Origin of the sequence: Paenarthrobacter sp. NPDC090517, from assembly GCF_044769165.1 — a bacterium.
In the GTDB taxonomy this organism is placed as follows: Bacteria; Actinomycetota; Actinomycetes; order Actinomycetales; family Micrococcaceae; genus Arthrobacter.
On the sequence record NZ_JBIVXN010000002.1, the window covers coordinates 481,873 to 508,220 of the forward strand.

Annotated in this window: 24 protein-coding genes; 19 read left to right on the forward strand and 5 right to left on the reverse strand. The window is 62.7% G+C overall.

The features are described from left to right. Positions 1 to 18 precede the first annotated feature (18 nt). The 10 genes from ACIQTW_RS11010 to ACIQTW_RS11055 all read left to right on the forward strand — a co-directional run bounded on the left by ACIQTW_RS11010 (position 19) and on the right by ACIQTW_RS11055 (position 13,686). On the forward strand, positions 19 to 2,511 hold the full coding sequence (locus ACIQTW_RS11010) for an FAD-dependent oxidoreductase (protein ID WP_402936834.1): 2,493 nt from the start codon (positions 19 to 21) through the stop codon (positions 2,509 to 2,511). A gap of 95 nt (positions 2,512 to 2,606) precedes the next feature. After that, entirely contained in the window at positions 2,607 to 3,233 is a 627-nt protein-coding gene (locus tag ACIQTW_RS11015; RefSeq protein ID WP_402936835.1) for a cyclodeaminase/cyclohydrolase family protein, read from the forward strand. Then, entirely contained in the window at positions 3,230 to 4,132 is a 903-nt protein-coding gene (locus ACIQTW_RS11020) for a bifunctional 5,10-methylenetetrahydrofolate dehydrogenase/5,10-methenyltetrahydrofolate cyclohydrolase (protein WP_402936836.1), read from the forward strand. The genes ACIQTW_RS11015 and ACIQTW_RS11020 overlap by 4 nt, the downstream gene beginning before the upstream one ends. Before the next feature lie 10 nt (positions 4,133 to 4,142). Next, positions 4,143 to 6,461, forward strand: coding sequence for an FdhF/YdeP family oxidoreductase (locus ACIQTW_RS11025; protein WP_402936837.1), 2,319 nt, complete (start codon positions 4,143 to 4,145; stop codon positions 6,459 to 6,461). 197 nt (positions 6,462 to 6,658) lie between these two features. Beyond that, entirely contained in the window at positions 6,659 to 7,876 is a 1,218-nt protein-coding gene (gene fdhA / locus ACIQTW_RS11030; protein ID WP_179016476.1) for a formaldehyde dehydrogenase, glutathione-independent, read from the forward strand. A 123-nt stretch (positions 7,877 to 7,999) separates the two neighbouring features. After that, complete coding sequence (locus ACIQTW_RS11035) at positions 8,000 to 9,280, forward strand: molybdopterin molybdotransferase MoeA (protein WP_402936838.1); 1,281 nt, start codon at positions 8,000 to 8,002, stop codon at positions 9,278 to 9,280. After that, positions 9,268 to 10,146 (forward strand): formate dehydrogenase accessory sulfurtransferase FdhD, encoded by an 879-nt coding sequence (gene fdhD / locus ACIQTW_RS11040; protein ID WP_402936839.1) that lies wholly within the window; start codon positions 9,268 to 9,270, stop codon positions 10,144 to 10,146. The genes ACIQTW_RS11035 and fdhD overlap by 13 nt, the downstream gene beginning before the upstream one ends. A gap of 127 nt (positions 10,147 to 10,273) precedes the next feature. Beyond that, on the forward strand, positions 10,274 to 11,080 hold the full coding sequence (locus ACIQTW_RS11045; protein WP_402936840.1) for an IclR family transcriptional regulator: 807 nt from the start codon (positions 10,274 to 10,276) through the stop codon (positions 11,078 to 11,080). Positions 11,081 to 11,465: 385 nt separating this feature from the next. Continuing rightward, entirely contained in the window at positions 11,466 to 13,445 is a 1,980-nt protein-coding gene (locus ACIQTW_RS11050) for a BCCT family transporter (RefSeq protein ID WP_402936841.1), read from the forward strand. 46 nt (positions 13,446 to 13,491) lie between these two features. Further along, positions 13,492 to 13,686 (forward strand): hypothetical protein, encoded by a 195-nt coding sequence (locus ACIQTW_RS11055; protein WP_402936842.1) that lies wholly within the window; start codon positions 13,492 to 13,494, stop codon positions 13,684 to 13,686. A gap of 83 nt (positions 13,687 to 13,769) precedes the next feature. Here ACIQTW_RS11055 and ACIQTW_RS11060 read toward each other — a convergent pair whose 3' ends face one another. After that, positions 13,770 to 14,450, reverse strand: a complete 681-nt coding sequence (locus ACIQTW_RS11060) for a fasciclin domain-containing protein (RefSeq protein ID WP_402936843.1) — start codon at positions 14,448 to 14,450, stop codon at positions 13,770 to 13,772. 190 nt (positions 14,451 to 14,640) lie between these two features. Further along, positions 14,641 to 15,951, reverse strand: a complete 1,311-nt coding sequence (locus tag ACIQTW_RS11065; RefSeq protein WP_402936844.1) for an acyltransferase — start codon at positions 15,949 to 15,951, stop codon at positions 14,641 to 14,643. Between the two features lie 110 nt (positions 15,952 to 16,061). Here ACIQTW_RS11065 and ACIQTW_RS11070 point away from each other — a divergent pair, with 110 nt between their 5' ends. The 3 genes from ACIQTW_RS11070 (at position 16,062) to ACIQTW_RS11080 (ending at position 18,584) form a co-directional block, all read left to right on the forward strand. Then, positions 16,062 to 17,315 carry a sensor histidine kinase gene (locus ACIQTW_RS11070; RefSeq protein ID WP_402936845.1) on the forward strand — a complete coding sequence of 418 codons (1,254 nt, stop codon included), beginning with the start codon at positions 16,062 to 16,064 and terminating at the stop codon, positions 17,313 to 17,315. Continuing rightward, complete coding sequence (locus ACIQTW_RS11075; protein ID WP_402936846.1) at positions 17,303 to 17,941, forward strand: response regulator; 639 nt, start codon at positions 17,303 to 17,305, stop codon at positions 17,939 to 17,941. Before ACIQTW_RS11070 ends, ACIQTW_RS11075 begins: the two co-directional genes overlap by 13 nt. 61 nt (positions 17,942 to 18,002) lie before the next feature. Beyond that, complete coding sequence (locus tag ACIQTW_RS11080; RefSeq protein ID WP_402936847.1) at positions 18,003 to 18,584, forward strand: GNAT family N-acetyltransferase; 582 nt, start codon at positions 18,003 to 18,005, stop codon at positions 18,582 to 18,584. Between the two features lie 57 nt (positions 18,585 to 18,641). Here the strand turns inward: ACIQTW_RS11080 and ACIQTW_RS11085 are convergent, their stop codons facing one another. Then, on the reverse strand, positions 18,642 to 19,430 hold the full coding sequence (locus ACIQTW_RS11085; RefSeq protein ID WP_402936848.1) for an IclR family transcriptional regulator: 789 nt from the start codon (positions 19,428 to 19,430) through the stop codon (positions 18,642 to 18,644). A 157-nt stretch (positions 19,431 to 19,587) separates the two neighbouring features. Between ACIQTW_RS11085 and ACIQTW_RS11090 the strand changes: the two genes are divergently transcribed. The 3 genes from ACIQTW_RS11090 to ACIQTW_RS11100 are packed head-to-tail and all read left to right on the forward strand — an operon-like array spanning position 19,588 to position 22,240. Continuing rightward, a complete protein-coding gene (locus tag ACIQTW_RS11090) occupies positions 19,588 to 20,304 on the forward strand; it encodes a CoA transferase subunit A (protein ID WP_402936849.1) in 717 nt (238 codons plus the stop codon). Positions 20,305 to 20,324: 20 nt separating this feature from the next. Beyond that, positions 20,325 to 21,029: a CoA transferase subunit B gene (locus ACIQTW_RS11095; RefSeq protein WP_402936850.1), complete on the forward strand. Its 705-nt coding sequence runs from the start codon at positions 20,325 to 20,327 to the stop codon at positions 21,027 to 21,029. Then, positions 21,026 to 22,240, forward strand: coding sequence for an acetyl-CoA acetyltransferase (locus ACIQTW_RS11100; protein ID WP_402936851.1), 1,215 nt, complete (start codon positions 21,026 to 21,028; stop codon positions 22,238 to 22,240). Before ACIQTW_RS11095 ends, ACIQTW_RS11100 begins: the two co-directional genes overlap by 4 nt. Positions 22,241 to 22,315: 75 nt before the next feature. On the opposite strand, the gene ACIQTW_RS11105 is transcribed toward ACIQTW_RS11100, so the two are convergent. Then, the gene (locus ACIQTW_RS11105; protein ID WP_402936852.1) at positions 22,316 to 23,098 is read right to left on the reverse strand and encodes an ankyrin repeat domain-containing protein; all 783 of its coding nucleotides are present in this window, start codon (positions 23,096 to 23,098) and stop codon (positions 22,316 to 22,318) included. A 10-nt stretch (positions 23,099 to 23,108) separates the two neighbouring features. Next, positions 23,109 to 23,684 (reverse strand): heme-binding protein, encoded by a 576-nt coding sequence (locus tag ACIQTW_RS11110; protein ID WP_208295724.1) that lies wholly within the window; start codon positions 23,682 to 23,684, stop codon positions 23,109 to 23,111. Between the two features lie 195 nt (positions 23,685 to 23,879). Here ACIQTW_RS11110 and ACIQTW_RS11115 point away from each other — a divergent pair, with 195 nt between their 5' ends. Genes ACIQTW_RS11115 through ACIQTW_RS11125 form a run of 3 tightly spaced genes read left to right on the forward strand, consistent with a single transcriptional unit; the run spans position 23,880 to position 26,329 of the window. Next, the gene (locus ACIQTW_RS11115) at positions 23,880 to 25,112 is read left to right on the forward strand and encodes a sensor histidine kinase (RefSeq protein ID WP_402936853.1); all 1,233 of its coding nucleotides are present in this window, start codon (positions 23,880 to 23,882) and stop codon (positions 25,110 to 25,112) included. Next, positions 25,109 to 25,735 (forward strand): response regulator, encoded by a 627-nt coding sequence (locus tag ACIQTW_RS11120; RefSeq protein WP_402936854.1) that lies wholly within the window; start codon positions 25,109 to 25,111, stop codon positions 25,733 to 25,735. Before ACIQTW_RS11115 ends, ACIQTW_RS11120 begins: the two co-directional genes overlap by 4 nt. 27 nt (positions 25,736 to 25,762) lie before the next feature. After that, positions 25,763 to 26,329: an HdeD family acid-resistance protein gene (locus ACIQTW_RS11125; RefSeq protein WP_402936855.1), complete on the forward strand. Its 567-nt coding sequence runs from the start codon at positions 25,763 to 25,765 to the stop codon at positions 26,327 to 26,329. Positions 26,330 to 26,348 lie beyond the last annotated feature (19 nt).

The following is a 26,348-nucleotide window of genomic DNA, read 5'->3' on the forward strand; positions in this document are numbered from 1 at the left end:
TTCAGCAGGAGAACCCCCATGGCATCCACGCCTCGCATTGTCATCATCGGAGCTGGGATTGTTGGCACCAACCTCGCCGACGAACTGGTCACCCGCGGTTGGAACAACATCACCGTCCTGGACCAAGGACCCCTGAACATGCCCGGTGGCTCAACGTCCCACGCACCAGGCCTGGTTTTCCAGACGAACCCCTCGAAGTCCATGGCACTCTTCGCCAAGTACACAGTGGAGAAGCTGCTGTCCCTCACGGAGGACGGCCAAAGCTGCTTCAACCAGGTGGGCGGCCTTGAAGTTGCCACTACCGAGACCCGCCTGGCTGACCTGAAGCGCAAGCTCGGCTACGCACAGTCGTGGGGCATCGACGGCAAGATCCTCTCCCGCGAGGAATGCAAGGAGCTGTACCCCCTGATCAATGAGGAAGACATCCTCGGCGGCCTCCACGTCCCCACCGATGGCCTGGCTCTTGCTGCCCGCGCCGTCCAGCTGCTCATCAAGCGCACTGAAGCCGCCGGTGTGAAGTACATCGGCAACACCGAAGTCACCGGAATCGAGCAGTCCAACCGCCGCGTGACCGGCGTCGAGACCCCCGACGGCGTGATCCCGGCAGACATCGTGGTTTCCTGCGCCGGCTTCTGGGGCGCCAAGGTGGGCGAGTTGATCGGGATGTCCGTTCCGCTCCTCCCGCTGGCTCACCAGTATGTGAAAACCACACCGGTTCCCGCCCAGAGGGGTAAGAACGAACTTCCCAACGGCGCCCAGCTTCCGATCCTGCGCCACCAGGACCAGGACCTGTACTACCGCGAGCACGGTGACCGTTACGGCATTGGCTCCTACGCCCACCGCCCCATGCCAGTGGATCTCGATGAACTGGGAAGCTACGAGCCGAGCAGCATCACCGAACACAACATGCCTTCGCGCCTGGACTTCACGTTGGAAGACTTCCTTCCCGCGTGGGAAGCAACCAAGCAGATCCTGCCGGCACTGCGGGAAAGCGAAATCGAGGATGGCTTCAACGGCATCTTCTCCTTCACCCCTGACGGCGGTTCGCTGGTAGGCGAATCCAAGGAAGTAGACGGCTTCTTCGTGGCCGAAGCCGTGTGGGTCACCCACTCGGCCGGTATTGCCCGGGCAGTTGCCGAGCTGCTGACCACCGGAAAGTCCCAAATTGACTTGGGAGACTGCGACATCCACCGCTTCGAAGAGGTCCAGCTGACCCCCGAATACGTCAGCGAAACCTCCCAGCAGAACTTCGTGGAGATCTACGATGTAATGCACCCGCTCCAGCCCAAGCTTTCTCCCCGCAACCTTCGCGTCAGCCCCTTCCATGCCCGCCACAAGCAGTTGGGCGGCTACTTCCTGGAAGGCGCCGGATGGGAGCGCCCCTACTGGTTCGAAGCCAACGCCGAACTCCTGAAGGAAATGCCGGACGACTGGCAGCCGCCGGCCCGCGACGCCTGGTCCGGAATGTTCAGCTCGCCCATCGCCGCGGCTGAGGCCTGGAAGACCCGTACAGCAGTGGCGATGTACGACATGACGCCGCTGAAGCGTCTCGAAGTTTCCGGCCCGGGAGCCTTGAAGTTGCTGCAGGAACTCACCACCGGCGACCTTGCCAAGAAGCCCGGCGCCGTGACCTACACGTTGCTTCTGGATGAAGCCGGTGGCGTACGAAGCGACATCACCGTGGCCCGCCTGAGCGAAGACACCTTCCAGCTTGGCGCCAACGGCAACATGGACACCGCCTACTTCGAGCGCGCAGCCCGGCACCAGACCGAAAATGGAGGCGCCGGAGACTGGGTCCAGGTCCGCGACACCACGGGTGGCACCTGCTGCATCGGCTTGTGGGGCCCCCTCGCCCGTGACCTCATCAGCACGGTGAGCAGCGACGACTTCTCAAACGACGGCCTGAAGTACTTCCGTGCCAAGAAAGTCACCATCGGAGGAGTCACTGTCACAGCAATGCGGCTCTCCTACGTGGGTGAACTGGGCTGGGAGCTCTACACCAGCGCCGACAACGGGCAGCGCCTCTGGGACGCCTTGTGGAAGGCCGGCCAGCCGTTCGGCGTCATCGCCGCGGGCCGTGCCGCTTTCAGCTCGCTGCGACTCGAAAAGGGCTACCGCTCCTGGGGCTCGGACATGACCACCGAGCACGACCCCTATGAGGCCGGCCTCGGATTCGCCGTGAAGATGACCAAGGAGAACTTCGTCGGCAAAGCCGCCTTGGAAGGGCGCAGCGAGGAAGGCTCTGCCCGCCGCCTGCGCTGCTTGACCGTCGACGACGGCAGGAGCCTGGTGCTGGGCAAGGAACCGGTGTTCTACAAGGACCAAGCGGTGGGTTACGTCACCAGCGCAGCCTACGGTTACTCCGTCCGCAAGCCGATTGCCTACGCCTACTTGCCCTCTGCAGTGTCCCTCGGAGACTCCGTGGAAATTGAGTACTTCGGACGCCGCATCCAGGCCACCGTTACCGAAGATCCGCTGTACGACCCCACCATGAGCCGGCTCCGGGGCTAACAGCCCACGCAGCCACCAACGCATGCGGCCCGGACCCTTCCCCTTGCACCGACCGGGTCCGGGCCGCTGCTTTCCCCCTTCAGCCAGGAAGACCCATGATCAGTTCAGAAACCATCCATGATTACCTCTCCAGGCTCGCTTCTCGTCAGCCCACTCCCGGTGGAGGCGCAGCCGCTGCCTTGCATGCCGCCCAAGGTGCTGCCTTGGTAGCCATGGTGGCCAGGTACACCACCGGTGCCAAGTATGAGGAGCACGCCGCACTGGTAACCCGGATCACCAGCGCCGCCGACCACCTGATCGTTGAGGCCCTGCGTCTCGCGGACGCCGACGAGCACGCCTTCCAGTCGGTCATCGACTCCTACAAGCTCCCCTCGGAATCCGACGAACTCAAGGCAATAAAGACCGCCGCCATCCAGGAGGCCTTGGTTCAGGCCGCCCATACCCCCGCGCAGCTCATCAAGGTTGCCGGCGAAGTGGTGGATCTTGCCACGGAACTCTTTGACGTGGCGAATCCCAACGTCATCAGCGACATCGCCGCTGCTGCCGATGCAGCACGCGCAGCTGCCACCACGGCCCGGGTCAACATCGACATCAACATTGTTGCCATCAAGCACGGCGAAGCCCGTTCCCGCCTGGCGGAACAGACGAACGGGATTGAGGACAAAGTGGTTCTCGCCGCCGATGCCCTGGTGCAGCGCGTCCGCGAAAGGATCCTCTCATGACCACCGAAGTGCGCGGGAACACCAAAGTGCTATCCGGCAAGCCGCTCGCTGCCCACATCCAGCAGCGCGCCAATGAGGAGGCCACCCTCTTGGATGACGCGGGCATCCGCCCGGTCCTGGCCGTTGTTGTGGCAACGGACGACGAATCGACGCACTGGTACGTCCGTTCCATTGAGCGTGCAGCCGGACGCGCAGGCATCGGTTGCAGGATCGTCGATCTTGGTCACGATGCCACCGAACAAGTGCTGGCCAGCGTCCTGTCGGACCTCAGCGCCGAGCCATCCGTCCACGGCATCATCCTCCAGACGCCCCTCCCAGCGGCCGTCCGCGCTGACCGCCTGGTGGGCCTCATCGCTCCGGAAAAGGACATCGACGGCGCCAATCCGCTCAGCCTCGGCCGCTTGGCTGTGGGGCAGCCTGCCTTCGCACCCGCTACCGCCCAGGCCGTGGTGGAGTTGCTGGATCACTTCCAGGTTCCGGTCGCCGGGCGTAACGTGGCCGTCGTCGGGCGTTCCGCCGTGGTGGGCAAGCCACTGTCCCTACTCCTCCTCGAAAGGGACGCGACCGTCACCATCTGCCATTCCAAATCAGGGCCGCTGGAACGCTTTACCCAGCCGGCCGACATCGTGGTTGTTGCCGCCGGGCGGACAGGACTGTTGAAGGGCAGCCACCTTTCCCCGGAGACTGTGGTGATCGACGTCGGCACGAACGTCCTGCCCGATGGTTCCCTGGTGGGTGATGTTGACGAAGCCAGCGTCACCGGCGTCGCAGCGGGCCTGAGCCCGGTTCCGGGCGGCGTCGGGTCAGTGACCACCGCGCTTTTGCTGCTGCACACGGTTGAAGCCGCCCGGCAACAGTCCCGCACCACGCTGCTCACTGCTTCCACTTCCCGGATCTGAAGGGTTCCCCATGCATTCCAAAGCTCCCCGCGAGAACATCGACGAGTCAAAGCTGACCGTCACCAAACCCAAGACCAAGGCCGTGGGCATCCCCGCTGTTGCCAACGCCTTGAAGATTTCGCTGGAACAGATGGGACCACTGCGCAGTGTTCAGACCCTGCTGGCAGTGAACCAGCTGGATGGCTTCGATTGCATGGGGTGCGCCTGGCCCGAGCACGAAAAACGCAACGCGGCAGAGTTCTGCGAGAACGGTGCCAAAGCAGTGGCCGAGGAAGCCACACGGCGCCGTGTCACGCCGGAGTTTTTCGCTCTGCACTCCATTGCCGACCTGAAGACCCGCGACGACTTTTGGCTGGGCCAGCAAGGCCGACTCACCCACCCGATGTTCCTGGACGAAGGCGCTACCCACTACAGGGCCATTGACTGGGAGGAAGCCTATGACCTCATGGCCGAGGAACTGCGGGGCCTGGAGCACCCCGACGAGGCGGTCTTCTACACCTCCGGCCGGACCTCCAATGAAGCAGCATTCGTGTACCAGCTCCTGGTTCGCGGCCTGGGCACCAACAACCTCCCGGACTGCTCCAACATGTGCCACGAGTCCTCCGGTTCCGCACTGGTGGAAACCATCGGCATCGGCAAGGGTTCCGTTAGCCTGACGGACCTGGAGACGGCGTCGCTGATCTTCGTGGCCGGGCAGAATCCCGGCACCAACCACCCGCGCATGCTCAGTGCGCTGGAAAAGGCGAAGAAAAACGGCGCAGTCATCGTGTCCGTTAATCCCCTTCCCGAAGCCGGGCTCCTGCACTTCGAGAACCCGCAGCATGTTGCCGGCATGATTCAAGGAACCCAACTGACGGACGACTTCCTGCAGATCCGTGCCGGTGGCGATCAGGCCCTCTTCCAAGGCCTGGGCAAATACCTGCTGGAAGCCGAAGCTTCCGGACGGAACACCCCCGGCCTGAAAACGGTCCTGGACCATGACTTCATCAATAACCACACCGTGGGCATCGACGACTACCTGCGCTATCTGGAAAAGGTGGAGTGGGAAGACATTGTGGAGGCAACCGGCCTCACCCTTGAGCAGATCCATTCCACAGGTGAACGGATGCTCGCTTCCAGCGCCACCATCGTGTGCTGGGCCATGGGCCTGACGCAGCACAAACACTCAGTACCCACCCTCCGCGATGTAGTCAACGTTCTCCTGCTTCAGGGCAACATCGGCAAGCCCGGCGCGGGCGTTTGTCCTGTGCGAGGCCACTCGAACGTCCAGGGTGACCGCACCATGGGCATCTTCGAGAAAATGCCCGAGACGTTCCACGACCGGCTGGACCAGGAATTCGAGTTCCGGTCTCCGCGCGAGCACGGCTTTGACACCGTGGCAGCCATCCGCGCCATGCGGGACGGTAAAGTCCGTTTCTTCATGGGCATGGGCGGCAACTTCGTCCGGGCTGCCCCCGATTCCGACGTCACCGAGCAAGCCCTGGCCAACACGCGGCTGACCGTTCAGATCTCCACCAAATTGAACCACTCGCACTTGTCCACGGGACGCCGGGCGCTGATCCTGCCTACTTTGGGACGCACGGAGAAGGATACCCAGCGGACCGGCGACCAGCGGGTCACCGTGGAAGACTCCATGAGCGCCGTCCACGCATCACGGGGACGCCTCAAGCCTGCAAGTGAGCACCTCCACTCCGAAGTTGCAATTGTGTGCAACCTTGCAGACAGGCTGTTCAAAGACGGCCACCAGCGCAGGCCCAACACCCCGCAGGCTTCCTGGCTGGCCATGAGGGACGACTACTCGCTGATCCGCAAACACATTGAAGCGGTATTTGACGGCTTTGAAGACTTCGAAGCACGGATTCAGCACCCGGGCGGTTTTGTCCTGCCACACCCGCCGCGCGATGCCAGGAAGTTCGACACCGCATCAGGAAAAGCACACTTCACCGGCAATGAGCTGGAGTTCATCAAGATCCCGCCTGGCCGCTTGGTCCTACAGACCCTGCGTTCACACGACCAGTACAACACCACCATCTACGGCAAGGACGATCGCTATCGTGGCATCCATGGTGGGCGTCGCGTGGTGCTCATCAACGCTGACGACATCACCGAGCTGGGCTTTGCCGACGGCGATATGGTGCACCTGATCTCCGAATTCCAAGGAACGGACCGACGGGCCGAGAACTTCCGCATCGTCTCCTATTCAACTCCGAAAGGCTGTGCCGCCGCGTACTACCCGGAGACCAATGTCCTGGTGCCTCTGGACTCCGTGGCGGACACCAGCGGAACGCCCACCTCCAAGTCCGTGATCATCCGGTTGGAGCAGGCCTAGGAGCAGCTGTACACCATGAGCTGCGTCACATAGTATGACTGATATATCTATCACGTACTGATGGAAATATCAGCTGTTCGATTGTCCGTGAATGGTGCTTCGATGGCCTGAAACCTGGGGAGGTATTTCCTCATCGAAGCACCGCTTTCGGACCGTTGGGCAGCAGTAAAGCAATAGCCAAAGAAGAGGGAGTGACCATGTCAGGAAACAGAGCAGTCGCCTACAAGGAACCTGGTGTCGTCGAGATCATCGACACCGACTACCCAACGTTTGAGCTTAAGGACGGACCGGGCGTCAACCCGGCCAACGTCGGCCGGAAAGTACCTCATGGAGCGATCCTCCGCACTGTGACCACCAACATCTGCGGTTCGGACCAGCACATGGTTCGGGGCCGCACCACAGCCCCGCAGGACCTGGTCCTCGGCCACGAAATCACGGGCGAAGTGGTGGAGGTGGGACCCGACGTCGAGTTCATCAAGGTAGGCGACATCGTCTCGGTGCCGTTCAACATCTCCTGTGGCCGTTGCCGGAACTGCAAGGAGCAGAAGACCGGCATCTGCCTCAACGTCAACCCCGACCGCCCCGGCAGCGCCTACGGTTACGTGGACATGGGAGGCTGGGTGGGCGGACAAGCAGAGTTCGTCCTGGTCCCTTACGCTGACTGGAACCTGCTGCGCTTCCCGGACCGCGATCAGGCCCTGGAAAAGATCATGGACCTGACCATGCTCTCGGACATCTTCCCCACCGGCTTCCATGGCGCCGTCACTGCCGGCGTGGGCGTGGGATCCACAGTTTACGTCGCAGGTGCCGGGCCCGTGGGCCTTGCCGCCGCCGTGGGCGCACAGCTGCTTGGCGCCGCCGTCGTGATTGTGGGCGATATGAACGAGGACCGCCTGGCGCAGGCGCGTTCCTTCGGCTGCGAAACAGTCAACGTGTCCAACGGCGATCCGAAGGAACAGATCGCACAGATCCTTGGCGTTCCGGAAGTGGATTGCGGCGTGGACGCGGTGGGCTTCGAAGCCCGCGGCCACGGTAAGGATGCCTCACACGAGGCTCCTGCCACTGTGTTGAACTCCCTCATGGACATCACTGCCGCCGGCGGATCCCTGGGCATTCCCGGGCTCTACGTCACGGGCGATCCGGGTGGAATCGACGATGCAGCCAAGCACGGCTCACTTTCGCTGTCCCTTGGTACCGGCTGGGCCAAATCCCTGTCCTTCACCACTGGCCAGTGCCCGGTCATGAAATACAACCGGCAGCTGATGATGGCCATCCTCCATGACAAGGTCCAGATCGCCAAGGCAGTCAACGCCCAAGCCATCCCGCTCGAGGACGCTCCGCGCGGCTACGCCGAATTCGACGCCGGAGCGGCAACAAAGTTCGTGCTGAATCCGAACGGTTATGTGAAGTCCTAATACACGTCTGAACAGCACGCACCACACGGATACCGGGGACTGCACGGCAAGAATTACGGGAAGGCCGGGCAGTCCCCGGTATCTGCGTTTCACAGGAAGCACCACCCCAGGAAGCGGGCATCCATGCTTGCACAAGCAACCGTCACCGACACTCATGCAGGGTCCTCGTTGAGCAATGAACCGCGGCACGCACCCTCGTGGGCCGAAGCACGTGAACTGGCGTACCACTGCGCCCATCCACTCCCGTCGTCGAAAGTCACCCTCGGCGAGGCGATCGGGCGCACCCTGACGAGCCCCGTCACCGCTCAACGGAACCTGCCCCATTACGCGTCATCAGCCATGGACGGCTGGGCCATCAACGGCAGCGGCCCTTGGATACTAACGACGGCGGGGCTGCCGCTGTCGCCGGGCGAAGCCAGCGTCATCGCCACCGGCGGGCTCGTTCCAGCCGGCGCCACGGCAGTCCTGCGCAAGGAAAGCGGCCAGGCATCCGGGGACGGGAACCTCTCACTCAGGCACGACTCCAAGCCGGGTGAGACACTTCCGGGCCGGCACATTCGTCCCGCCGGAGAAGAAGCCGCAGCCGGAGATGTCCTCATACCCGCGGGCACGCTCCTCAATCCGGCTCACATTGCCCTGACCGCCGTGGCAGGCCACGATCACGTTCAGGTGCAGCGCAAGCCGAGGGTCGCCGTCGTACTTACAGGCTCTGAAGTGGTCACCTCAGGCGAGCCAGCGCCAGGACAGGTCCGCGACGCGTTCGGCCCGCAGCTGGATGCCGTGATCTCGCAGCTGGGCGGGGAACCGAACGGTCAGCTCCGGATAGGCGACTCGTACCAGGAGTGGATGGCTGCGCTTGGCCGCGTTCCTGACGGCTTACCGCCCGACGTAACGATCACTACCGGCGGGACGGGAAAATCCGGGACAGACCACTTCCGCAATGCCGTTGCGGCACTCGGGGGTCGGCTCCTCCTGGACGAAATCGCCATGCGGCCGGGACATCCGGCGGTGTTGGCGGAACTTCCTGATGGTCGTTTCGTCATCGGACTTCCGGGCAATCCGCTGGCCGCGATGATGGCGCTGATGACCCTTGGGGAACCCTTGCTGGCCGCTATGGGAAGCCGACCTCTTCGGAGAGCCGTGCTAATGACCTCCGGGGCGGACATCGACCCGGACCCAAGGCGGACACGCCTCATGCCCTGCACCCTTATCCACGATCTGGCGCTCCCTGCCTCACGCACGGGCCCGGGGATGATGCGCGGGCTTGCCTGGGCAGACGGATATATGGCTGTTCCCCCCGAAGGCGTCGCAGCCGGAGCGCCCGTACCCGTCCTGCCGCTGCCGTGGACAGCACCCATCCATTCTCCGGACCAACCAGGAGGGTACGACGCATGGCACGCATGACCCAGCGCAGGAAAATCCATCGTTTCCACTTGGATGCAGCGGACACCGAACACTCCGTGCGGTTCAAGGAGGATGTTCTGGCCGCCGAAGAACCTTTGGAGATCAGGATTGCGGGCAAATCCTTTGCCGTGACCATGAGGACGCCGGGCGACGACTTTGACCTGGTGGCTGGATTCCTGGTGTCCGAGGGCATCATCCGCAGCCCTTCGGAGCTGATCTCCCTCCGGTTCTGTGCAGGCGAGAGGGACGGGGTGCAGACCTTTAACGTGGTGGAAGCCCAGCTACGGCCGGACGTTCCCCTGCCGGACACCATGCGCCACGTATATACGTCGAGTTCGTGTGGCATCTGCGGCACGGACTCCATTGACGCCGTACGCAAGACCATCCACTTCGATACATCCTTGGACCGTCTACAGGTTCCAGTGGATGTCCTGGCCGACCTCCCGGACCGCCTCCGCGAAGCGCAGGCCGTCTTCGACAGAACCGGAGGAGTCCACGCAGCTGGGCTGTTCAGGGTGGATGGTCCGGGCCCTGAGCTGCTGTGTCTGCGGGAAGACGTCGGCCGCCATAATGCAGTGGACAAAGTGGTGGGTTGGGCCCTCCGACAGGACCTGCTGCCGTTGGCAGGACTGGTCCTGCAGGTTTCAGGCAGGGCATCGTTCGAACTCGTCCAGAAAGCAGCCTTGGCCGGCATTCCGGTTCTCGCCGCCGTCAGCGCGCCCTCCAGCCTCGCTGTCGATCTTGCTACAGAGACCGGGGTGACCCTGGTTGGCTTCAGCCGGGGACATAGCCTCAACGTCTATGCCGGAAGGGAGCGCCTGGCCAACCCGCGAAAGGCTGTCCGGGAGGCTGCCATGAGTGGGTGAATCACCGGAGCGCCCATGGTGTGAAAGGGTCCGTGCAAACTCCGTCTAGGATGAGGAAAGACGAGGGTGCAGGCCGAACGGGGCTACCGGCTCAGGGCGGCCTGCCTGGACAACGACACGAGGCACCATGGCCGCACGCAGCAACCCGGACTTCGACAAGGACGTAGACGCCCAGGGCGGAGGCGTCCAGTCAGTAGACCGCGCACTCCAAATCCTGGAAATCCTGGCCCGGGAAGGCGATGCCGGCGTGAGCGACATCGCTGAAGAAATGGGCGTCCACAAGTCCACCGTCTCCCGGTTGGTCGGCTCCTTGGTCAACCGCGAACTGGTCCGGCAGAACAGTGAACGCGGCAAGTACCAGTTGGGCTTTGGAATCCTCCGCCTGGCGTCTTCCATCCCTGGAAGGCTGAGCGTGGTTCATGAGGCGCGCCAAGTCCTGGAGGCCCTGGCGGCTGAATACAAGGAAACCGTCAACTTGGCTGTGCTGCGGTCGAACTACGCCGTCAACGTGGACCAGGCAATGGGGCCCTCAACACTGGCCACCTACGACTGGGTGGGCAGTCTGACGCCGCTGCACGCCACATCCAGTGGCAAGGTCCTTCTTGCCGCGCTGACCGCCGACGAGAGAACCCAGGTTCTCAAGGCCGTGGGCTTACCCGCCCGAACGCCACGTACGGTTACAAACCGCGGAGAGTTGGAAAAGCAGCTGCTGGACGTTGCACGCAACGGCTACGCCACGGTTCATGAAGAGTTTGAAATCGGCCTCACTGCCGTAGCCGTACCGATCTTCAACCACTCGGGAAGTGTTATCGCCGCGGTAAGTATCTCGGGCCCGGCGTTCCGCTTCTCGCCCGAGGACCAGCCGGGGCTTATCGACGGCCTCCGCGAGGCGGGGCTAACCATCAGTGCGCGGATGGGTTACAGGCACCGCTAAGCCTTTGCTGCGGGGATTCAAGATGCTCTAGGCGCAACGTAGACCATCATACGCAACAAACACTCAGGCTCCCAGTCGCTGCGTCAAAGTGTCGGCAAACAAGGAAAAGTCCTTGACTTTGAGTGTGACGGGGCGCACTCTGTTGCTTAGCGCGAATGTTGTTGATTCATGCGGAACGCCCTTCAGGGCTCCATGAGCCCAGCGTTCAACCAACCCGTCCGACCAATGAGGTGCCCCATGAAACTGCCCATCTACGCTCATGAAGTGCAGATCCGGGACAGCAAATCATGGTCAGCGGGGAAGCCCCCCAGCCTTCCCTTCGGCCTCACCTTCCAGGGCCATGTATAAACGCAAACCCATGACTCGCCGAGCAAAGGACCCGCTCATGGCTATAAACAGCGACACAAAACCTCTAACACCCGAGGAGTTACCTGCCCACGCGGAGAACCCTGAGGAAATCATCAGGATCTCCCCCGACGACACAAACTTGGCCGCCCTCGACGTTGAGGATGGAGGCGCTGAGACCCTTCCCGATTCTGAGGAATACGAACAGATCATGGAAGAGCTGCGCCACGCCAAGACCGAGCAGGCCGTTTCGGCCCGCCGGAACCGCAAACTTACGCTCGACAAAGTCACCTTCGGGATCACGGGCGCCATCGCCGTCGCCTTCGTGGTCTGGGGATTTGTCGGACGGGACAGCCTGTCAGATACCTCCAAAGGCGCCCTGAACTGGGTTATGGAGTACACCGGCTGGCTCTTCATGGTCCTGGCTTCACTGTTCGTCGTCTTCGTCCTGTGGCTTGCCCTCGGCAAATTTGGCAATATCCCACTGGGGAAGGACGGCGAGAAGCCCGAGTTCCGGACCATTTCCTGGGTGGCCATGATGTTCGCCGCCGGCATGGGCATCGGGCTCATGTTCTACGGTGTGGCCGAACCGCTGTACCACTACATCTCGCCGCCGCCGGGAACCGTGGACGGCCGCACTCCGGCAGCCATCCAAACCGCCATGGCAACATCGATCTTCCACTGGACCCTGCACCCGTGGGCCATGTACGCAGTGGTCGGTATCGCCATGGCATACGGGACCTACCGTTTGGGCCGCAAGCAACTGGTTTCGGCAGCCTTCACCTCACTTTTCGGCATCCGCATGGTGGAAGGGCCGCTCGGGAAGTTCATCAACATCCTGGCCATCTTCGCCACGCTCTTCGGAACTGCCGCTTCGCTGGGTCTCGGCGCCCTCCAGATCGGCAGCGGCATGACGTCGAATGGTTGGCTGGGTGAAATCGGCACTCCCGTGCTCGTGGTCATTGTGGCCATCCTGACCTTCTGCTTCGTGGCATCCGCTGTGTCAGGCATCAGCCGAGGCATCCAGTGGCTCTCCAACATCAATATGGTCCTGGCTGTTGTTCTCGCCCTGATTGTGTTTGTAGCCGGACCAACCCTGTTCATCCTTAACCTGATCCCTTCCGCTGTAGGCGACTACGCCAGGGACCTCGCTGAAATGTCGTCACGGACCGAAGCCGTGGGAGACGAGTCCCTGCGCAGCTGGATGACCAGCTGGACCATCTTCTACTGGGCTTGGTGGATCTCCTGGACGCCCTTCGTCGGCATGTTCATCGCCCGCATCAGCCGTGGACGCACCATCCGCCAGTTCGTTACCGGCGTTCTGCTGGTGCCCAGCGTCGTTAGCGTCATCTGGTTCGGCATCTTCGGCGGTGCCGCCTTCCACGTCCAGCAAGAAGCAGACAAGGCCGGTACGCCCGGTCTTGTGACCATGGTGGATGGAGCTCCTTCCATCAACTTTGATGGCGCACTCTTCGACCTCGTGAAGAACCTGGGCATGCCCGGCTGGCTGACAGCAGCGGTCATCGTCCTGGCCATGGTCCTGGTGGCGATCTTCTTCGTCACCGGCGCCGATGCAGCCTCCATCGTGATGGGATCCCTCAGCTCCAATGGTGCTGAGCATCCGCGTCGGGGAGTGGTGATCTTCTGGGGAAGCCTCACCGGCGCAGTGGCCGCGGTCATGCTGCTTGCCGGCGGCGATAAACCATCGGAAGCCTTGTCGGGCCTGCAAAGAGTAACCATCGTGGCAGCCCTGCCTTTCGTGATCGTCATGCTGCTGCTCTGTTTCGCACTGGTCAAGGACCTTCGCCGGGACCCGCTCCAGTTGCACAAGCGCTTGGCCACCTCGGTGGTGCAACGAGCCATCCGAACGGGCGTTGAGCAACATGGCGGCGTTCAGTTCGACCTCGTCACCAAACACGACTGCGCCGAAAAGTGCACGGACTCCGATTGCCCCGGGGGAACGCCCACGGGAACCATTCCCCTGGTCGGCAAGCCCCAACAGGATTCCGACCACAAATAACCCAGCTTTTCGGCTGACCCCCATTCACACGTCAGTAAGGTCCACCATGTCCAACACTTCTGCCAACGGCACTCTCCGTCTCAACACCCAGGCCAGCCCCGGCAACCAGGCCAACGAGGACGTGACCCTCACCCTGGACGCTTCCAAACCGGTGACAGTCCGGATCGAGGTTGACCGCTGCCCCTGCGGATCGGAACACAACAGGGCCGGTGCCTACGTCGACACTGACTTCAGCCGCTAGCAACAACACGCTGATTCCAACACAACAAAGCAGGCGCCGGATTCCGGCGCCTGCTTTTTGTTAGTGCTGGTGGAAGCTAAAGCCTATTTGGGCATCAGCACCGAGTCGATCAGGTAAACCGTGGCGTTGGCGGTCTGAACGCCACCGCAGATCACGTTGGAAGCTCCGTCAACCGTGAGGGCATCCTTGGTGCCGCCAACCGTCACTTCGCCACCCTGGACAGTCTTGTGGGTGCCGACGATCTGGTCCGGGGTCAGCTGGCCGGGGACCACGTGGTAGGTGAGAATCTTGCTCAGCAGGGCATCGTCCGTCTTGAGCGTCTCGATTGTTGCGGGGTCGATCTTGGCGAAGGCATCGTCAACCGGTGCGAACACCGTGAATTCGCTGCCGTTCAGGGTGGAAACCAGGTCCACCTTGGGGTTGAGCTTGCCCGAAACGGCGGCGGTCAGGGTCTTGAGCAACGGGTTGTTGGACGCTGCTACGGCCACCGGGTCCTGGGCCATGCCCATTACCGAACCGGCACCGTCCGGAACCTGTGCGGCGTAACCGGCGCAGCCGGGGCCCACAAGGTTAGCGGCCGGATCCATGGCGGCGGAAGTCATAGCGGAGGCCGACGGCGACGGTGCCGCCATGGAGGTTTCCGGGGCGGCAGAGGAAGCAGCCGGCGTGCTGGAGCTGCTTGAACCACCACAGGCAGTGAGACCGAGAAGGGCGGCTGCAGTGAGGCCAACGAAGGCGAGGGCGGGGCGCTTTGTGGACAACATGTCATTCTCCTTGTTTTTGGAACCAGGGCGTTGGGTCCAGTGGGTGGTGGGACACGGGCTGCAAGTGTTGCTTTTGCTTCACCAGCGGTTTGTGTCTCACCAGCTATTCGGAGGTTGCGACGGGGTGGATGGGTGCGGATTGAAAAAGTTTTTAAATTCTTCGCGGGGCCGCCATGCCGCAGCCGCTATTTCACTTCCTCAGGAGGAGCTGACCGCGGAGCGCGAAGCAAAAAAGAAAAACGCTGGCAGCAGCCGTGACCGGCGTGATCCCGTCAACAAGCAGAACCACTACCCCCACAACACCGCTCACGGTGCTGAGCACGGCCCTTGGGTAGGTGAAAGCGGGACGGGAGGCGGCCTTGACCTGCTCGAATCGCCCCAAGGCGCGAACCAGGGGAAGGAGCAAACAGGCAACAGCCAAGAGCCACAAGGGCCTGCCCAGCCACCAATCTGCACTGCCAGGCACCGGCAGGTGTACCGGCACTACGAGCAGCAGCCCCGCAAGGCCAACCATGACAGGCATGTGCCAGAGGTAGATCGTCATGGCCTTGGAGCCCACCACTTCGATGAGGTACCTGGCCCTTGGATTTTCCGCCCACCACCTGATCCGCTTTTGGGCAAGGGAGAAGATCATTAATTGCGCGATTGCCAGGAGCGCCAAGGCGCCGGTCGGCGGGTTGAGGTTGCTGAACATGTCCCCTGCGTACCAACCGGAGGCGAAGAGGTACATCATCAGCATCAGCGACAATCCAGCAGCCCATTTCCGCGCCGCGCTGAACATCCGCCCCATGGAGCCATCGGCAAGCCAGAAACCCAGCTGCTGGATGAAGATCCACACAAAGACAAGATTTGCATACCCGAAAGCAGGAAGTTCCAGGAGCATCCGCCCACTGTCCACCGCGGCAATGGCAAGTCCGAGCCCTACCAGGCTGCGTATTCTTGCCTTCCCGTGCGCGAACGCCATCAGGGGAACAAGCACAGAACATCCCAGGTAGACGGCCAGGAACCACAATGGCTGGCTGATCCGATACCCGGCAGTTCCAACAATTTCTGCAGGAACACCGCTTACCCCCATACCCAACAATGCCGCTCCCACCACGGCCACCAGGACCACAGCGGGAACGAGTAGCCGCAGCAGCCTGAGCCGGATGTAATCGCCGGCGGTACCGCCCCGGAGCTGCATTCGACGCCACTGCGTGATGGAACTGAAGCCGCCCGCAATAAAGAACAGCGGCATGATTTGGACCAGCCAGGACAGGGAGGCGAACCCAGGGTTGCCGTCCAAGGCATTCTCAAGTACAGGTCCCTCCGGACCAATGCTGACACCTACCATCAGGGCGTGGAGGGCAACCACAACCACAAGACAGAAGCTTCGGATGAAGTCCACGCTCACATCACGCGCAGTGCCCGAGCCACGAGGGTCCCGACTGCTGGAAATTCGGGCGGCTCCGGGGACGGTTTCCACCGGTCGGTGCACTTTTGCAGATGCGTCACTTTTCATGTCTTCGACGCTACGGACCGGCGAAAACGAGCACGATGGTGCGGGCCACCCTCTTAAAGGTGGAGCTGGCTATACCGCCAAGGCTCATACCGCTGCGGCAGACTGAAGGCATGATCAAAACTCGTTTTCGGCCATGGCTGCGCGCCTACGGCTACCTTGTTGGTGAACTGCTGGCCAGCATCATCTCCATGGCCATGTTCATGGTTGCCGCGCTACTCATACCGTTGTTCCTCTTCAGCGGCGGATGGCTCATTGCACCCCGGGCGGTGGCCGGCCTGCGCTGGTGGGCGGCGATAGCCCGCCGTCGAACAGCCAGCCACTCCGGTATGCCCGTGATCGAAAACTACGTTCCCATCCCCAAGAACCCTTCCTTCGAAGAGAGGCTCCGGTTGGTTTTCTCCCGCAGCACAGGCCGGGACCTGCTATGGCTGACGGCCCATGGGTTGGGAATGCCGATCGTCACGCTCCTGTGTATCGCGTTTCCTTTTGGAGCCTTGAACTCGTTGCTCATTCCCACCTACTGGTACCTCCTTCCTCCGGACCAACCGGTGGTTAGCCTTTATCCCGTGACGTCCTGGGACGGCGCGTGGTGGATGCTGCTGATTGGCGCCGGGTACGCAGCAGTTTCCTGGTGGTTGATTCCGGGAGCGGCTGCCGGGCTTGCCTGGCTCCAGGCGAAGATGCTGTCCCTTCCCGGGAGGTCGTACCTCGTGGAGCGGGTGACGGCGCTGACCGCCAGCCGTGCCGCTGCTTTGGATGCGCATTCCGCAGAGCTCAAGAGGATAGAGCGCGATTTACACGACGGCGCCCAAAACCGGCTGGTTGGAGTGGTCATGATGCTCGGGTTGGCCGAACGAACCCTTGAAAAGAGTCCGGAAGACGCACTTCCCCACGTCCGCAGGGCCCAACAAGCCGCAACTGACGCCTTGGCCGGGTTGCGAACAGCGGTACACGACATCCACCCGCCAATCCTGGACGAGCTGGGCCTGGAGGGAGCCCTTTCGGCCCTGACGGGACGCTCAGCGATTCCCTGCAACTTGATGGTGTCTGATCTGAGCAGGGTGCCGGCTGCACTGGAGTCGGCCAGCTACTTCATCGTGGCCGAAGCCTTGACCAATGCCAATAAGTACAGTGCCGCTACCCGGCTGTCCGTTATGGTCAAACGCGGTGGGGCGACTCCTGGTTCCGTAGACAAACTTCTGATCTCCGTGGAGGACAATGGCCGCGGCGGAGCGTTTGAACGTCCCGGCGGCGGGCTCGCAGGAATTCGACGTCGGGCGGCCGCTTTCGAGGGAGTCCTCGATTTTCAAAGCCCGGCCAACGGGCCTACAACTGTGAAGGTGGAACTGCCGTGCGGGTTGTAATCGCCGAGGACGACGCCCTCCTCCGTGAAGGCCTGTCACTTCTCCTCAAAAGCGAAGGCTTCGATGTCATCGCGGCTGTGGACAACGCCGTCGACTTCCTTTCAGTCCTGGATGATGCCGACGCCGCCGTCCTGGACGTCCGAATGCCGCCCACCTTCACGAATGAAGGCCTGCTGGCCGCGCGTGAAGCCCGACGACGGCGACCCGGCTTTCCAGTGTTGGTCCTCTCCGCGTATGTGGAGGACCGCTACGCCGGTGATCTGTTGTCCGAGGGTGCCGCCGGCCTGGGTTACCTCCTCAAGGAACGCGTGGGAAAGGTGGCCGAGTTTACGGACACCCTCCGACGCGTGGCCGGCGGCGCGACCGTCATGGACCCCGAAGTGATCTCCCAGCTAATGAGCCGCCGAGGAGCCAGCGATCCCATCAGCACGCTTACGCCCCGGGAACGCGAGGTCCTTGGCCTGATGGCCGAAGGCTTGGACAACCTTTCCATCGGCGCGCGGTTGGTGGTTACTGAAACTGCTGTCAGCAAGCACATTGGCAACATCTTCCAAAAGCTGCAATTGTCCGCCATGGACCGGGGCCACCGAAGAGTGTTGGCCGTGCTCGCGTATCTCCGAAGCTGACGACTCTCGCCTTCGGCGGAAACCGTTGCCTGCATCCAGACCCGATGACAGGATGGTCCGCATGGCAATCGAGGTTCGGCCCGCGACGGTGTTCGATGACGTGAAGACCATGGTGGGGCCCAAGAGCCCCGATGCCAACGTGTGCTGGTGCCTCAGCTACAGGATTCCATCGAAACTGAACCAAGAGCTCCAGAAACAGGAGCGCGGGAAGTTGGTGAAGAAGCTCGTGGCCGAAGACCCGCCTCCCGGCGTTCTGGCGTACGACGGCGACGAAGTAGTTGGGTGGGCAGCGGTCCACCCTCGCGAGGACACTACTTTTGCGAAGAACCGCAGGATCCCCCACGTAGATGAGACCAAGGTGTGGTCGGTCTGGTGCATCCGGGTGCGGCCCGGGCATCGCGGCAAGGGAATCTCCCACGAGCTGCTCCGCGGGGCGATTGACTTCGCGAAGAGCCACGGCGCGCCCGCGATTGAGGGATACCCCGTGGACAACAAAGGCGGCAAGGTGGACCTGACCATGGCGTACGTGGGTACCCGCAGATTATTCGAGAAGGCCGGCTTCAAGAAGGTGGCTGAGACGACGTCGGTCCTGAACGGTTTCCCGAGAGTGCTGATGCGGCTGGACCTCGACTCCCCCAACTAGGTAGCAGATCAGGCCGTTCTCAGCGCTGGGAACGGCCTGATCTGCTACCTACTTGGGTCAGGATCCCTGTAGGCGCGCCGTCATCCTGTGCGCTTCCTCGAGCAACAGTTTCCCGAGGAACTCCTGGCGGTCTGCACGGAATCGCGGCTCAATTCCCGTCAAGGAAAGAGCCCACGCTGGCCGTCCCTGCCTATCAAACACAGCCGCACCCATGCCCCAGCTGCCTTCCAGGATCAAACCGGGATTGACGGAGTATCCAGCCAGCCGCGTCCGTTCCAGATTGCCCCGAACTACTTCTGCAGGGTGGCCTGCCGCAAAGTCGCCGGCATGCGCAGCCCAGTCGCCCAACAACGATTCCTGTTCGTCGGGAGGCAGGAAAGCCATGATGGCAGTGCCGGCCGAAGCGACCCCCAGCGGAAAGCGCACGCCTTCGTGCAGCACGAAGGACCGCACGGGGAACGAGCCCTCTTCCCGCAGCACGCACACGGTTTCGTTGCCACGACGAATGGAGAAGAAGGCGCTCTCTCCAGTTTCGGCAGCCAGCCTCCGCAGCGACGGCCGCGCAATGTCCTCCATGGGAAAACGTGCAGCGGCCACTGATCCCAGCAGGAAGATCTCCGGCCCCAACACCCACTTCCCGGAGGCCGCATCGTGTTCCAGTAAACCCTCCGCGGCCAAGGAGGTCAGAAGCCGGTGAACGGTCGGCCGGGTCAAGCCGGACTCCCGCACCAAGCCCGCCAGGGACATGCCTTCGGGCTTACGTCCCACTAGCCGAAGCAGCAGGGCCACCCGGCCCACCACTTGTGCTCCCTGAACCACCACAGCACCCTCCACAAGAGATTTCATCCATATTATGGACACCTTCCATTCTAGTGTCCATACCCTGAGTATGTGGCGGGTAGGTCCGTTGACCGACTATCAGAGGCAACCTAGGCTCCTTCTCAGGAGTTAGAGCAGTCCACAAAGTGGATGCATCGGCAATGAGCTCAAAGAGGAGTCGAGCATGACCAAGATCCAAGCGAGCGCCGCCCAAGCGTTACATGACCTGATGGCAGACGGCCTGACCATCGCCGTCGGAGGCTTTGGACTCAGCGGCATCCCCGCTGACCTGATCGACGCCGTCCGCGAGTCCGGTGCCAAGGATCTCACCATCGTGTCCAACAACATGGGCGTAGACGGCAAGGGGCTCGGCGTCCTCATCGAAGCAGGCCAGGTCCGGAAGGTCATCGCTTCCTATGTGGGCGAGAACAAGCTCTTCGCCGAGCGGTACCTCGCCGGCCAACTGGAAGTGGAGTTCACGCCGCAGGGCACACTCGCCGAGCGTCTCCGCGCTGGCGGCGCCGGCATTCCAGCCTTCTACACGCGAACCGGGGTGGGGACCTTGGTTGCCGAAGGCAAGCCGCTGGAAGAGTTCGACGGCGTGACGTACGTCCGCGAGCGCGCCATCACCGCCGACGTCGCCCTGGTCCACGCCCACACTGCGGATACGGACGGAAACCTGATCTATCGGTACACAGCCCGCAACTTTAATCCGGTGGTTGCCACAGCGGGTGCAGTGACCATCGCCGAGGCTGAGGTCATTGTTCAACCCGGCCAGCTGGACCCGAACCACATCGTCACCCCGGGCGTTTACATCCAGCGGCTGGTCCAAGCCACGGATCGTGTCAAGGACATTGAACAGCGCACGGTCCGGCCCCGGCGCGAAGCACTCACGGTTTAGAAGCAAAGGAGAACATCACCATGGCATGGACACGAGACCAAATGGCCGCCATCGCGGCCGAAGAACTGCACGACGGCGATTACGTCAACCTCGGCATTGGCATTCCCACGTTGGTGGCCAACAACCTGCCCGAAGGCGTGCGGGTGGTCCTCCAAAGTGAGAACGGCCTGCTCGGCATGGGCCCTTTCCCGTATGAGGGCGAGGAAGATGCCGACCTTATCAACGCCGGCAAGCAAACCGTCACCATCACCCCCGGCGGCAGCATCTTCGACTCCGCCACGTCGTTCGGCATGATCCGCGGCGGACACGTGAAGGTGGCCATCCTGGGTGCCATGCAGGTATCCGGCTCGGGGGATCTGGCCAACTGGACCATCCCCGGCAAGATGGTCAAAGGCATGGGCGGGGCCATGGACCTGGTAGCCGGGACACCGCGGGTGGTGGTCCTCACTGAGCACAACGCCAAGGACGGTTCGGCCAAGATCGTCACTGAATGCACGCTCCCGCTCACGGGACTCAAGTGCGTTGACCGCATCATCACGGACCTCGCCGTTTTCGACATCGAGGAAACACAGTCCACGGCGGAAACACCCGACGGCGGCACCCGGCTGCTGCTGACCCGCCTCGCCCCTGGCGTCACAGTGGAAGAGATCCGCAGCAAGACCGAGGCAGAGTTCACAGTGGCGCTCGCCTCTGTTGAACAAACACTTGAAGGAGCAAGCGCATGAGCCTGAAGGACCAATTCGGCAAGGACATCCTGCTCACTGGGTGGGGGCACAGCAAGTTCGGCAAACTGGCTGATGACACCTTGGAGTCGCTGATTGTCCAGGTTGCCGGCGAAGCGATTAAGAACTCTGGGCTCGATCCCAAGGACATCGACGAAATTTACCTCGGGCAGTTCAACTCCGGAATGCAGCCTCTGGGATTCACGTCGTCGCTGGCACTTCAGTTGTCCGCAGATCTGGCTAACGTTCCCGCGACGCGCACCGAGAATGCCTGCGCATCCGGTTCCGCGGCTTTCCAGCAAGGTGTCAAAGCCGTCCTGTCCGGGACTGCCCGCAACGTCCTGGTGATCGGGGCGGAGAAGATGACCGACGCCGGCGCCGACGTTGTGGGGGCGGCCTTGCTCGGCGCTTCATACGAGATGGCAGGAAAAGCCTCTTCCACGGGATTTACAGGCTTGTTCGCTGAGGTCGCCAAGCATTACGGGAAGCGCTATGGGGCCGACATCACCGGTCCGGGATTCGAAGGCGGCCTCGGTGATGTCCTCGGTTCAATTGCTGCCAAGAACCACCACAACGGCATGGACAACCCCTACGCCCAAATGCATCGGGATTTCGGCGAAGAGTTCTGCCGGACCATTTCCGAGAAGAACCCCATGGTGGCCGAACCCTTGCGGCGCACGGACTGTTCGCCGGTCTCAGACGGTGCCGCCGCCGTCGTGCTTTCCACGTCCGCTACCGGAGGCGCAACCGCGCCGGTGCGCCTGGCTGGTTTCGGCCACGCCAACGACTTCTTTCCGGCGGAGAAGCGCGATCCCACTGAGTTCGCTGCCACCAGGGCTTCGTGGGAGCGTGCGCTGGGCATGGCAGGAATGGGCCTTCAGGACCTGGACTTTGCGGAGGTGCACGACTGCTTCACCATCGCCGAACTCATCATGTACGAAGCCATGGGCCTCACTCCCCGTGGCGAGGGCTCGCGGGCGGTCCAGGAGGGCTGGGTTTATAAGGACGGCAAGCTACCCGTCAACGTCTCGGGCGGACTCAAGGCGAAAGGCCACCCTGTGGGAGCCACCGGCGTGTCGCAGCACGTGATCGCCGCGATGCAGCTCAGCGGCACAGCGGGTGACATGCAGTTGTCCAACGCCCGCCGGGGCGCGGTCCAGAACATGGGCGGAGTGGGCATCGCCAACTATGTGAGTGTGCTGGAAGCCCTCTAACCCAAGTAAGTAGCAGATCAGGTCGTTCGCAGCGCTGGGAACGACCTGATCTGCGACCTAGTTGGGTAGCTCATCTCAGCGGTTCCGGATCAGCGCCGCGATCTCGGCAAACCCGAGCCGCTCTGCGTTCTGCAGGGCGGTTCGGCCTTGGGGGTCGCGGATGTCCGGGTTGGCTCCGGCAGCCAGGAGTTGCCGGACCACGTCCTGCTGATTGGGCCCGCCGTTGTTGAGCAGGATGGCTTCCTGCATGGCCGTCCAGCCCAGGTTGTTGACGTGGTCCACGGGCACACCTGCTGCGATCAGAACCCGGACCGTCCCGGTGTGTCCATGTTCGCTGGCCGGGATCAGCGCGGTGCCGCCGTACCGATTGGTGCTGCGAACATCCGCGCCTGCAGCCAACGTCAGCTGCAGGACCTCGTTGAAGCCTTCAGCGCCGGCGTAGAGGAACGCGGAGTCTTGGATGTCGTCCTTCGCGTTGACGTTCCCACCCGCCGCGATTAGTCCGCGAACACGGGCAACGTCGTTGGCCTTTGCGGCGAGGATCAGGAGTCGGTCGGTTTCGATTTGGGCCTCCGGTGACAGTTTGGGTGGCAACGCAGCCGACGACGTCGGGCCGGGACTTGCGCTCGCCGTCGCGGTCGAGCCGGGTGGTACGGCAGCCGGGGCCGGGCTGGAAGCGGAGGCGGCCGGGGCGGAAGCGGAGGCGGCCGGCGTCGTGCCTGCACCTGGCGTGCCGGATGTGCCTGACGTCTGATCAGCAGGCGACGACGGTGCGCAGCCGGCCACGAGCCCGGCGATCAGCAAACCAGCGCCGATCACCGAACCCGCGGCCAGGCCCCGCCCCTTCAGGGAATCCATACTGTCGAGGCTACTTCGCGGCCGCAGCCAACGCATCAGCACCGGCGGTGGCGCAGGCTTCGTCGAGGGCACCGTCGGGTGCGCCGCCAACTCCGATGCCCGCCACTGAAACGCCGTTGACCTTCAGCGGAACGCCGCCGGGCAGGAACAAGGTGCCGGGGAGGTCGGCGATGGACGGGCCGTTACCGTTGACGCGCTTGGCAAGCTCGCTGGTGGGAGCACCGAAAGCTGCTGCCGTGTAGGCCTTCTGTTTGGCGGCTTCGATGGTGTGCTCGGCGGCGTTGTCACCCCGAAGAAGCGCCTGCACGGTTCCGAAGCGGTCAACCAGTGCCACGGTCACGAACGGCAGCTTGTCGGCCTGGCACTTTGCGAGCGCGGCATTGACGGCCTTGCTGGACGCCCCCACGGAGATGCGGTTCTGGGCTACGACGTTCTCCGGGGCAGGAAGAACGTCAGCGGCAACCTTCACCGGTGCGGCGGCAGGCGCGGCGGCTGGTGACACTGCGTTGGCCACGGCAGTGACACCGCCGGTGAGCAACAGTGCTCCTGCAGCGGCGGCGGCAATCATCTTGTTGGACTTCTTCACGGGGTCTCCTCGTTGTAAGCATCGGGTACAGCTCCATGCTTCCGCGGATGGCCCGCTGCCACATCGGCCGGGCGCCCCTCCCGGCCTCAGCCTTTCCGCCGCCGGTATCAGCCAAAAGGTGGAGAGACCAATGGCTGCATCGGGATCTAGCATGGAAAGAACGTCTTCCACCGAAACCCGGAACGGGAACCACCCATGCCAACTGCACGTCCACGGCCAAAGCCCAGCAATGGGAGCAGCATGCGGATTGATGGCCGCATCGATGCAGTTGTGCACTTGGGCTTTGCCGTCCTGATGGTGGCCTCTGCGGTCAGGTACGTCATGCGCCACTCCCCCGCGGACAACTTGTGGACTGTTGCCCTGGCCATTGCGGTATGCGCGCTGTACGCGGTAACCGCCTTGTTGGTCCACCGTCAGCACCCGGACCATCGCAAGCAACAGCTGTGGGTTCCGTGGATGGTGGCGTTGGTTGCAGCCTGGGCCGCGTTGGTGGTCATCGCCCCGAGCTTCGCGTGGTGTTCCTTCGCCATTTTCTTCCTCACTCGGACGGCATTCCGGGGCTGGGCCGGCTATGTTGCAGGAGGTGCGACGGCGGCCGCCACCGCCCTCGGTCTCTTCCGGATGAGCGACTGGACGGACATCGCCATGCTGCTCGGTCCGCTCGCTGCGGGTGCGCTGCTCACTCTGATCTACGACAAGATCGAGCGTGACGCGGCACTGCAACGCAGGCTTTTCGACGACGTCACCCAAGCCCAGGAGCAGCTCGCCACCAAGCAACGTGAAGCCGGAATTGCTACGGAGCGCGAGCGCGTTTCCCGCGAGATCCACGACACCGTCACCCAGGGCTTGGCCAGCAGCCTTCTCCTCCTCGAGGCCGCCCAGCGCGCGTGGCCCGCTGAAACCGCCCACCAAGACGTACGCAAGGCGACAGACTTGCTCCGGCGCAACCTCGCCGATACCCGAAGCCTGGTGCACGAACTTTCCGCCCCGGGCCTTGAGACAGGCCCGCTCCCGGAGGCCTTGGAACACGCCGCCCGGCAGTACTTTGAGACCGTCAACATTCAGGTCACGGGTGACCCCCGGCCCCTTCCTTCCGAGGTGCGGCATGCCTTGCTCCGCGTCACCCAAAGCGCCGTTGCCAACATCAAACTCCATGCACACGCGGAGCACGCCAGTGTGACCTTGGGGTACCTCCCGGACGCGGTCACCTTGGACGTGTTCGACGACGGCCGCGGCTTTGATCCCGCAGCGGTACCTCCGCCGTCGGCAAACGGAGGATACGGCTTGCGGGCCATGCGACAGCGTGTGGAACAGTTGGGCGGAGAGTTGTCTGTGGAGAGCTCGCCAGGCGAAGGAACCATCATTGCGGCGCAGTTCCCGCTGACCCGGCTGGCTGACCCGGCAAATGTCCTGAAGGAGGCGCTGTGAACACTATCTCCGTGCTCCTCGTGGACGACCACACCGTAGTCCGGAGCGGGCTCAAGGCGCTGTTGGGCACCCAAGGTGATATCGCCGTCGTCGGGGAAGCGGCCTCCGGCGAGGAAGCACTGGAAGCCGCGCAGGAGCATACGCCCGCGGTTATCCTCATGGACCTCGCGATGGGCGCTGGAATGGATGGCATCGAAGCCATCAAGCTGCTCAGGCAGTGGAACCCCAAGCAGGCCGTCATCGTGTTCACCACCTACGATTCCGACGCCGACATCGTCCGCGCAGTAGATGCCGGAGCCATGGGCTATTTGCTCAAGGACGCCGCCCCGGAGGAGATCTTCGCAGCCGTGCGCGGCGCTGTGCAGGGGAAGAGCGTGATGAGTGCACCGGTGGCCTCACGCCTGTTCCAACAACTGCGGAACCCTGACGAGATCCTCACTCCCCGCGAAGCCGAGTTACTCAGCCTCCTCACAGAGGGACTCAGCAACCGCGATCTTGGAAAACGCCTGTTCATTTCCGAAGCAACAGTCAAAACCCACCTCGCCCACATTTACGCCAAACTCGGTGTGGAGACGCGGGCCGCAGCAATTGCCACAGCTATCCGGCGCGAGGGGATGCGGTAAAGGCACGCCGTTGGTTACGCTGACCGTATGTCGGACGTAGCGGATCGCAAAATGTTCAAAAACCCGGGAACTGCCTTGCTCGTCCGGGGAGCCCTTTCCATAGTTTTTGGCCTGTTGATCATTGTTTTGCCGAGCGCTACTGCGTTGGTGGTAGTTGTCATGTTCGGCATTTTCGCAATCATTGACGGCATTACCAGCGTGGCCCATTATTTCTACGACCCCGCCGGCCGTTCCCGCTGGACTGTAGTGGGTGGCCTGATCTCCATCGCCGCCGGCATTGTGGCCATTGCATTGCCCGGAATTACCGCAGCAGCAATCGGCCTACTCATCGGATTGTGGGCCTTGGTCCTGGGCCTTTCCCAAATCATTCTGTCCTTGGCCGCCAGGAGCTTCATTCGTAATTGGGGTATCTGGTTCCTGACGGGACTCGTCACTACGGTGTTCGGGATTGTTGTCCTTTTCAACCCCGGACTCGGCTTCCTCAGCCTGGTGTGGATGCTGGCAGGGTTCGCGATCCTGACAGGGTTGCTCCTCATCGCTTCAGGCATCGGGCTCCGCAAGCTGGCCAGTTCACCGCCGCTGTTCGCGCGCTAGCTGAGCGCTGGTTGCGCGG

Excerpts from the sequence above, each read along its gene's own strand:
- ACIQTW_RS11010 (WP_402936834.1), top strand. The coding sequence starts at position 19 with ATGGCATCCACGCCTCGCATTGTCATCATCGGAGCTGGGATTGTTGGC.
- ACIQTW_RS11060 (WP_402936843.1), bottom strand. The coding sequence starts at position 14,450 with ATGTTGTCCACAAAGCGCCCCGCCCTCGCCTTCGTTGGCCTCACTGCA.
- ACIQTW_RS11015 (WP_402936835.1), top strand. The coding sequence starts at position 2,607 with ATGATCAGTTCAGAAACCATCCATGATTACCTCTCCAGGCTCGCTTCT.
- ACIQTW_RS11025 (WP_402936837.1), top strand. The coding sequence starts at position 4,143 with ATGCATTCCAAAGCTCCCCGCGAGAACATCGACGAGTCAAAGCTGACC.
- ACIQTW_RS11020 (WP_402936836.1), top strand. The coding sequence starts at position 3,230 with ATGACCACCGAAGTGCGCGGGAACACCAAAGTGCTATCCGGCAAGCCG.
- ACIQTW_RS11080 (WP_402936847.1), top strand. The coding sequence starts at position 18,003 with ATGGCAATCGAGGTTCGGCCCGCGACGGTGTTCGATGACGTGAAGACC.
- ACIQTW_RS11125 (WP_402936855.1), top strand. The coding sequence starts at position 25,763 with ATGTCGGACGTAGCGGATCGCAAAATGTTCAAAAACCCGGGAACTGCC.
- ACIQTW_RS11035 (WP_402936838.1), top strand. The coding sequence starts at position 8,000 with ATGCTTGCACAAGCAACCGTCACCGACACTCATGCAGGGTCCTCGTTG.
- ACIQTW_RS11070 (WP_402936845.1), top strand. The coding sequence starts at position 16,062 with ATGATCAAAACTCGTTTTCGGCCATGGCTGCGCGCCTACGGCTACCTT.
- ACIQTW_RS11105 (WP_402936852.1), bottom strand. The coding sequence starts at position 23,098 with ATGGATTCCCTGAAGGGGCGGGGCCTGGCCGCGGGTTCGGTGATCGGC.
- ACIQTW_RS11065 (WP_402936844.1), bottom strand. The coding sequence starts at position 15,951 with ATGAAAAGTGACGCATCTGCAAAAGTGCACCGACCGGTGGAAACCGTC.
- ACIQTW_RS11115 (WP_402936853.1), top strand. The coding sequence starts at position 23,880 with ATGCCAACTGCACGTCCACGGCCAAAGCCCAGCAATGGGAGCAGCATG.
- ACIQTW_RS11095 (WP_402936850.1), top strand. The coding sequence starts at position 20,325 with ATGGCATGGACACGAGACCAAATGGCCGCCATCGCGGCCGAAGAACTG.
- ACIQTW_RS11050 (WP_402936841.1), top strand. The coding sequence starts at position 11,466 with ATGGCTATAAACAGCGACACAAAACCTCTAACACCCGAGGAGTTACCT.
- ACIQTW_RS11045 (WP_402936840.1), top strand. The coding sequence starts at position 10,274 with ATGGCCGCACGCAGCAACCCGGACTTCGACAAGGACGTAGACGCCCAG.
- ACIQTW_RS11055 (WP_402936842.1), top strand. The coding sequence starts at position 13,492 with ATGTCCAACACTTCTGCCAACGGCACTCTCCGTCTCAACACCCAGGCC.
- ACIQTW_RS11085 (WP_402936848.1), bottom strand. The coding sequence starts at position 19,430 with ATGAAATCTCTTGTGGAGGGTGCTGTGGTGGTTCAGGGAGCACAAGTG.
- fdhA (WP_179016476.1), top strand. The coding sequence starts at position 6,659 with ATGTCAGGAAACAGAGCAGTCGCCTACAAGGAACCTGGTGTCGTCGAG.
- fdhD (WP_402936839.1), top strand. The coding sequence starts at position 9,268 with ATGGCACGCATGACCCAGCGCAGGAAAATCCATCGTTTCCACTTGGAT.
- ACIQTW_RS11100 (WP_402936851.1), top strand. The coding sequence starts at position 21,026 with ATGAGCCTGAAGGACCAATTCGGCAAGGACATCCTGCTCACTGGGTGG.
- ACIQTW_RS11090 (WP_402936849.1), top strand. The coding sequence starts at position 19,588 with ATGACCAAGATCCAAGCGAGCGCCGCCCAAGCGTTACATGACCTGATG.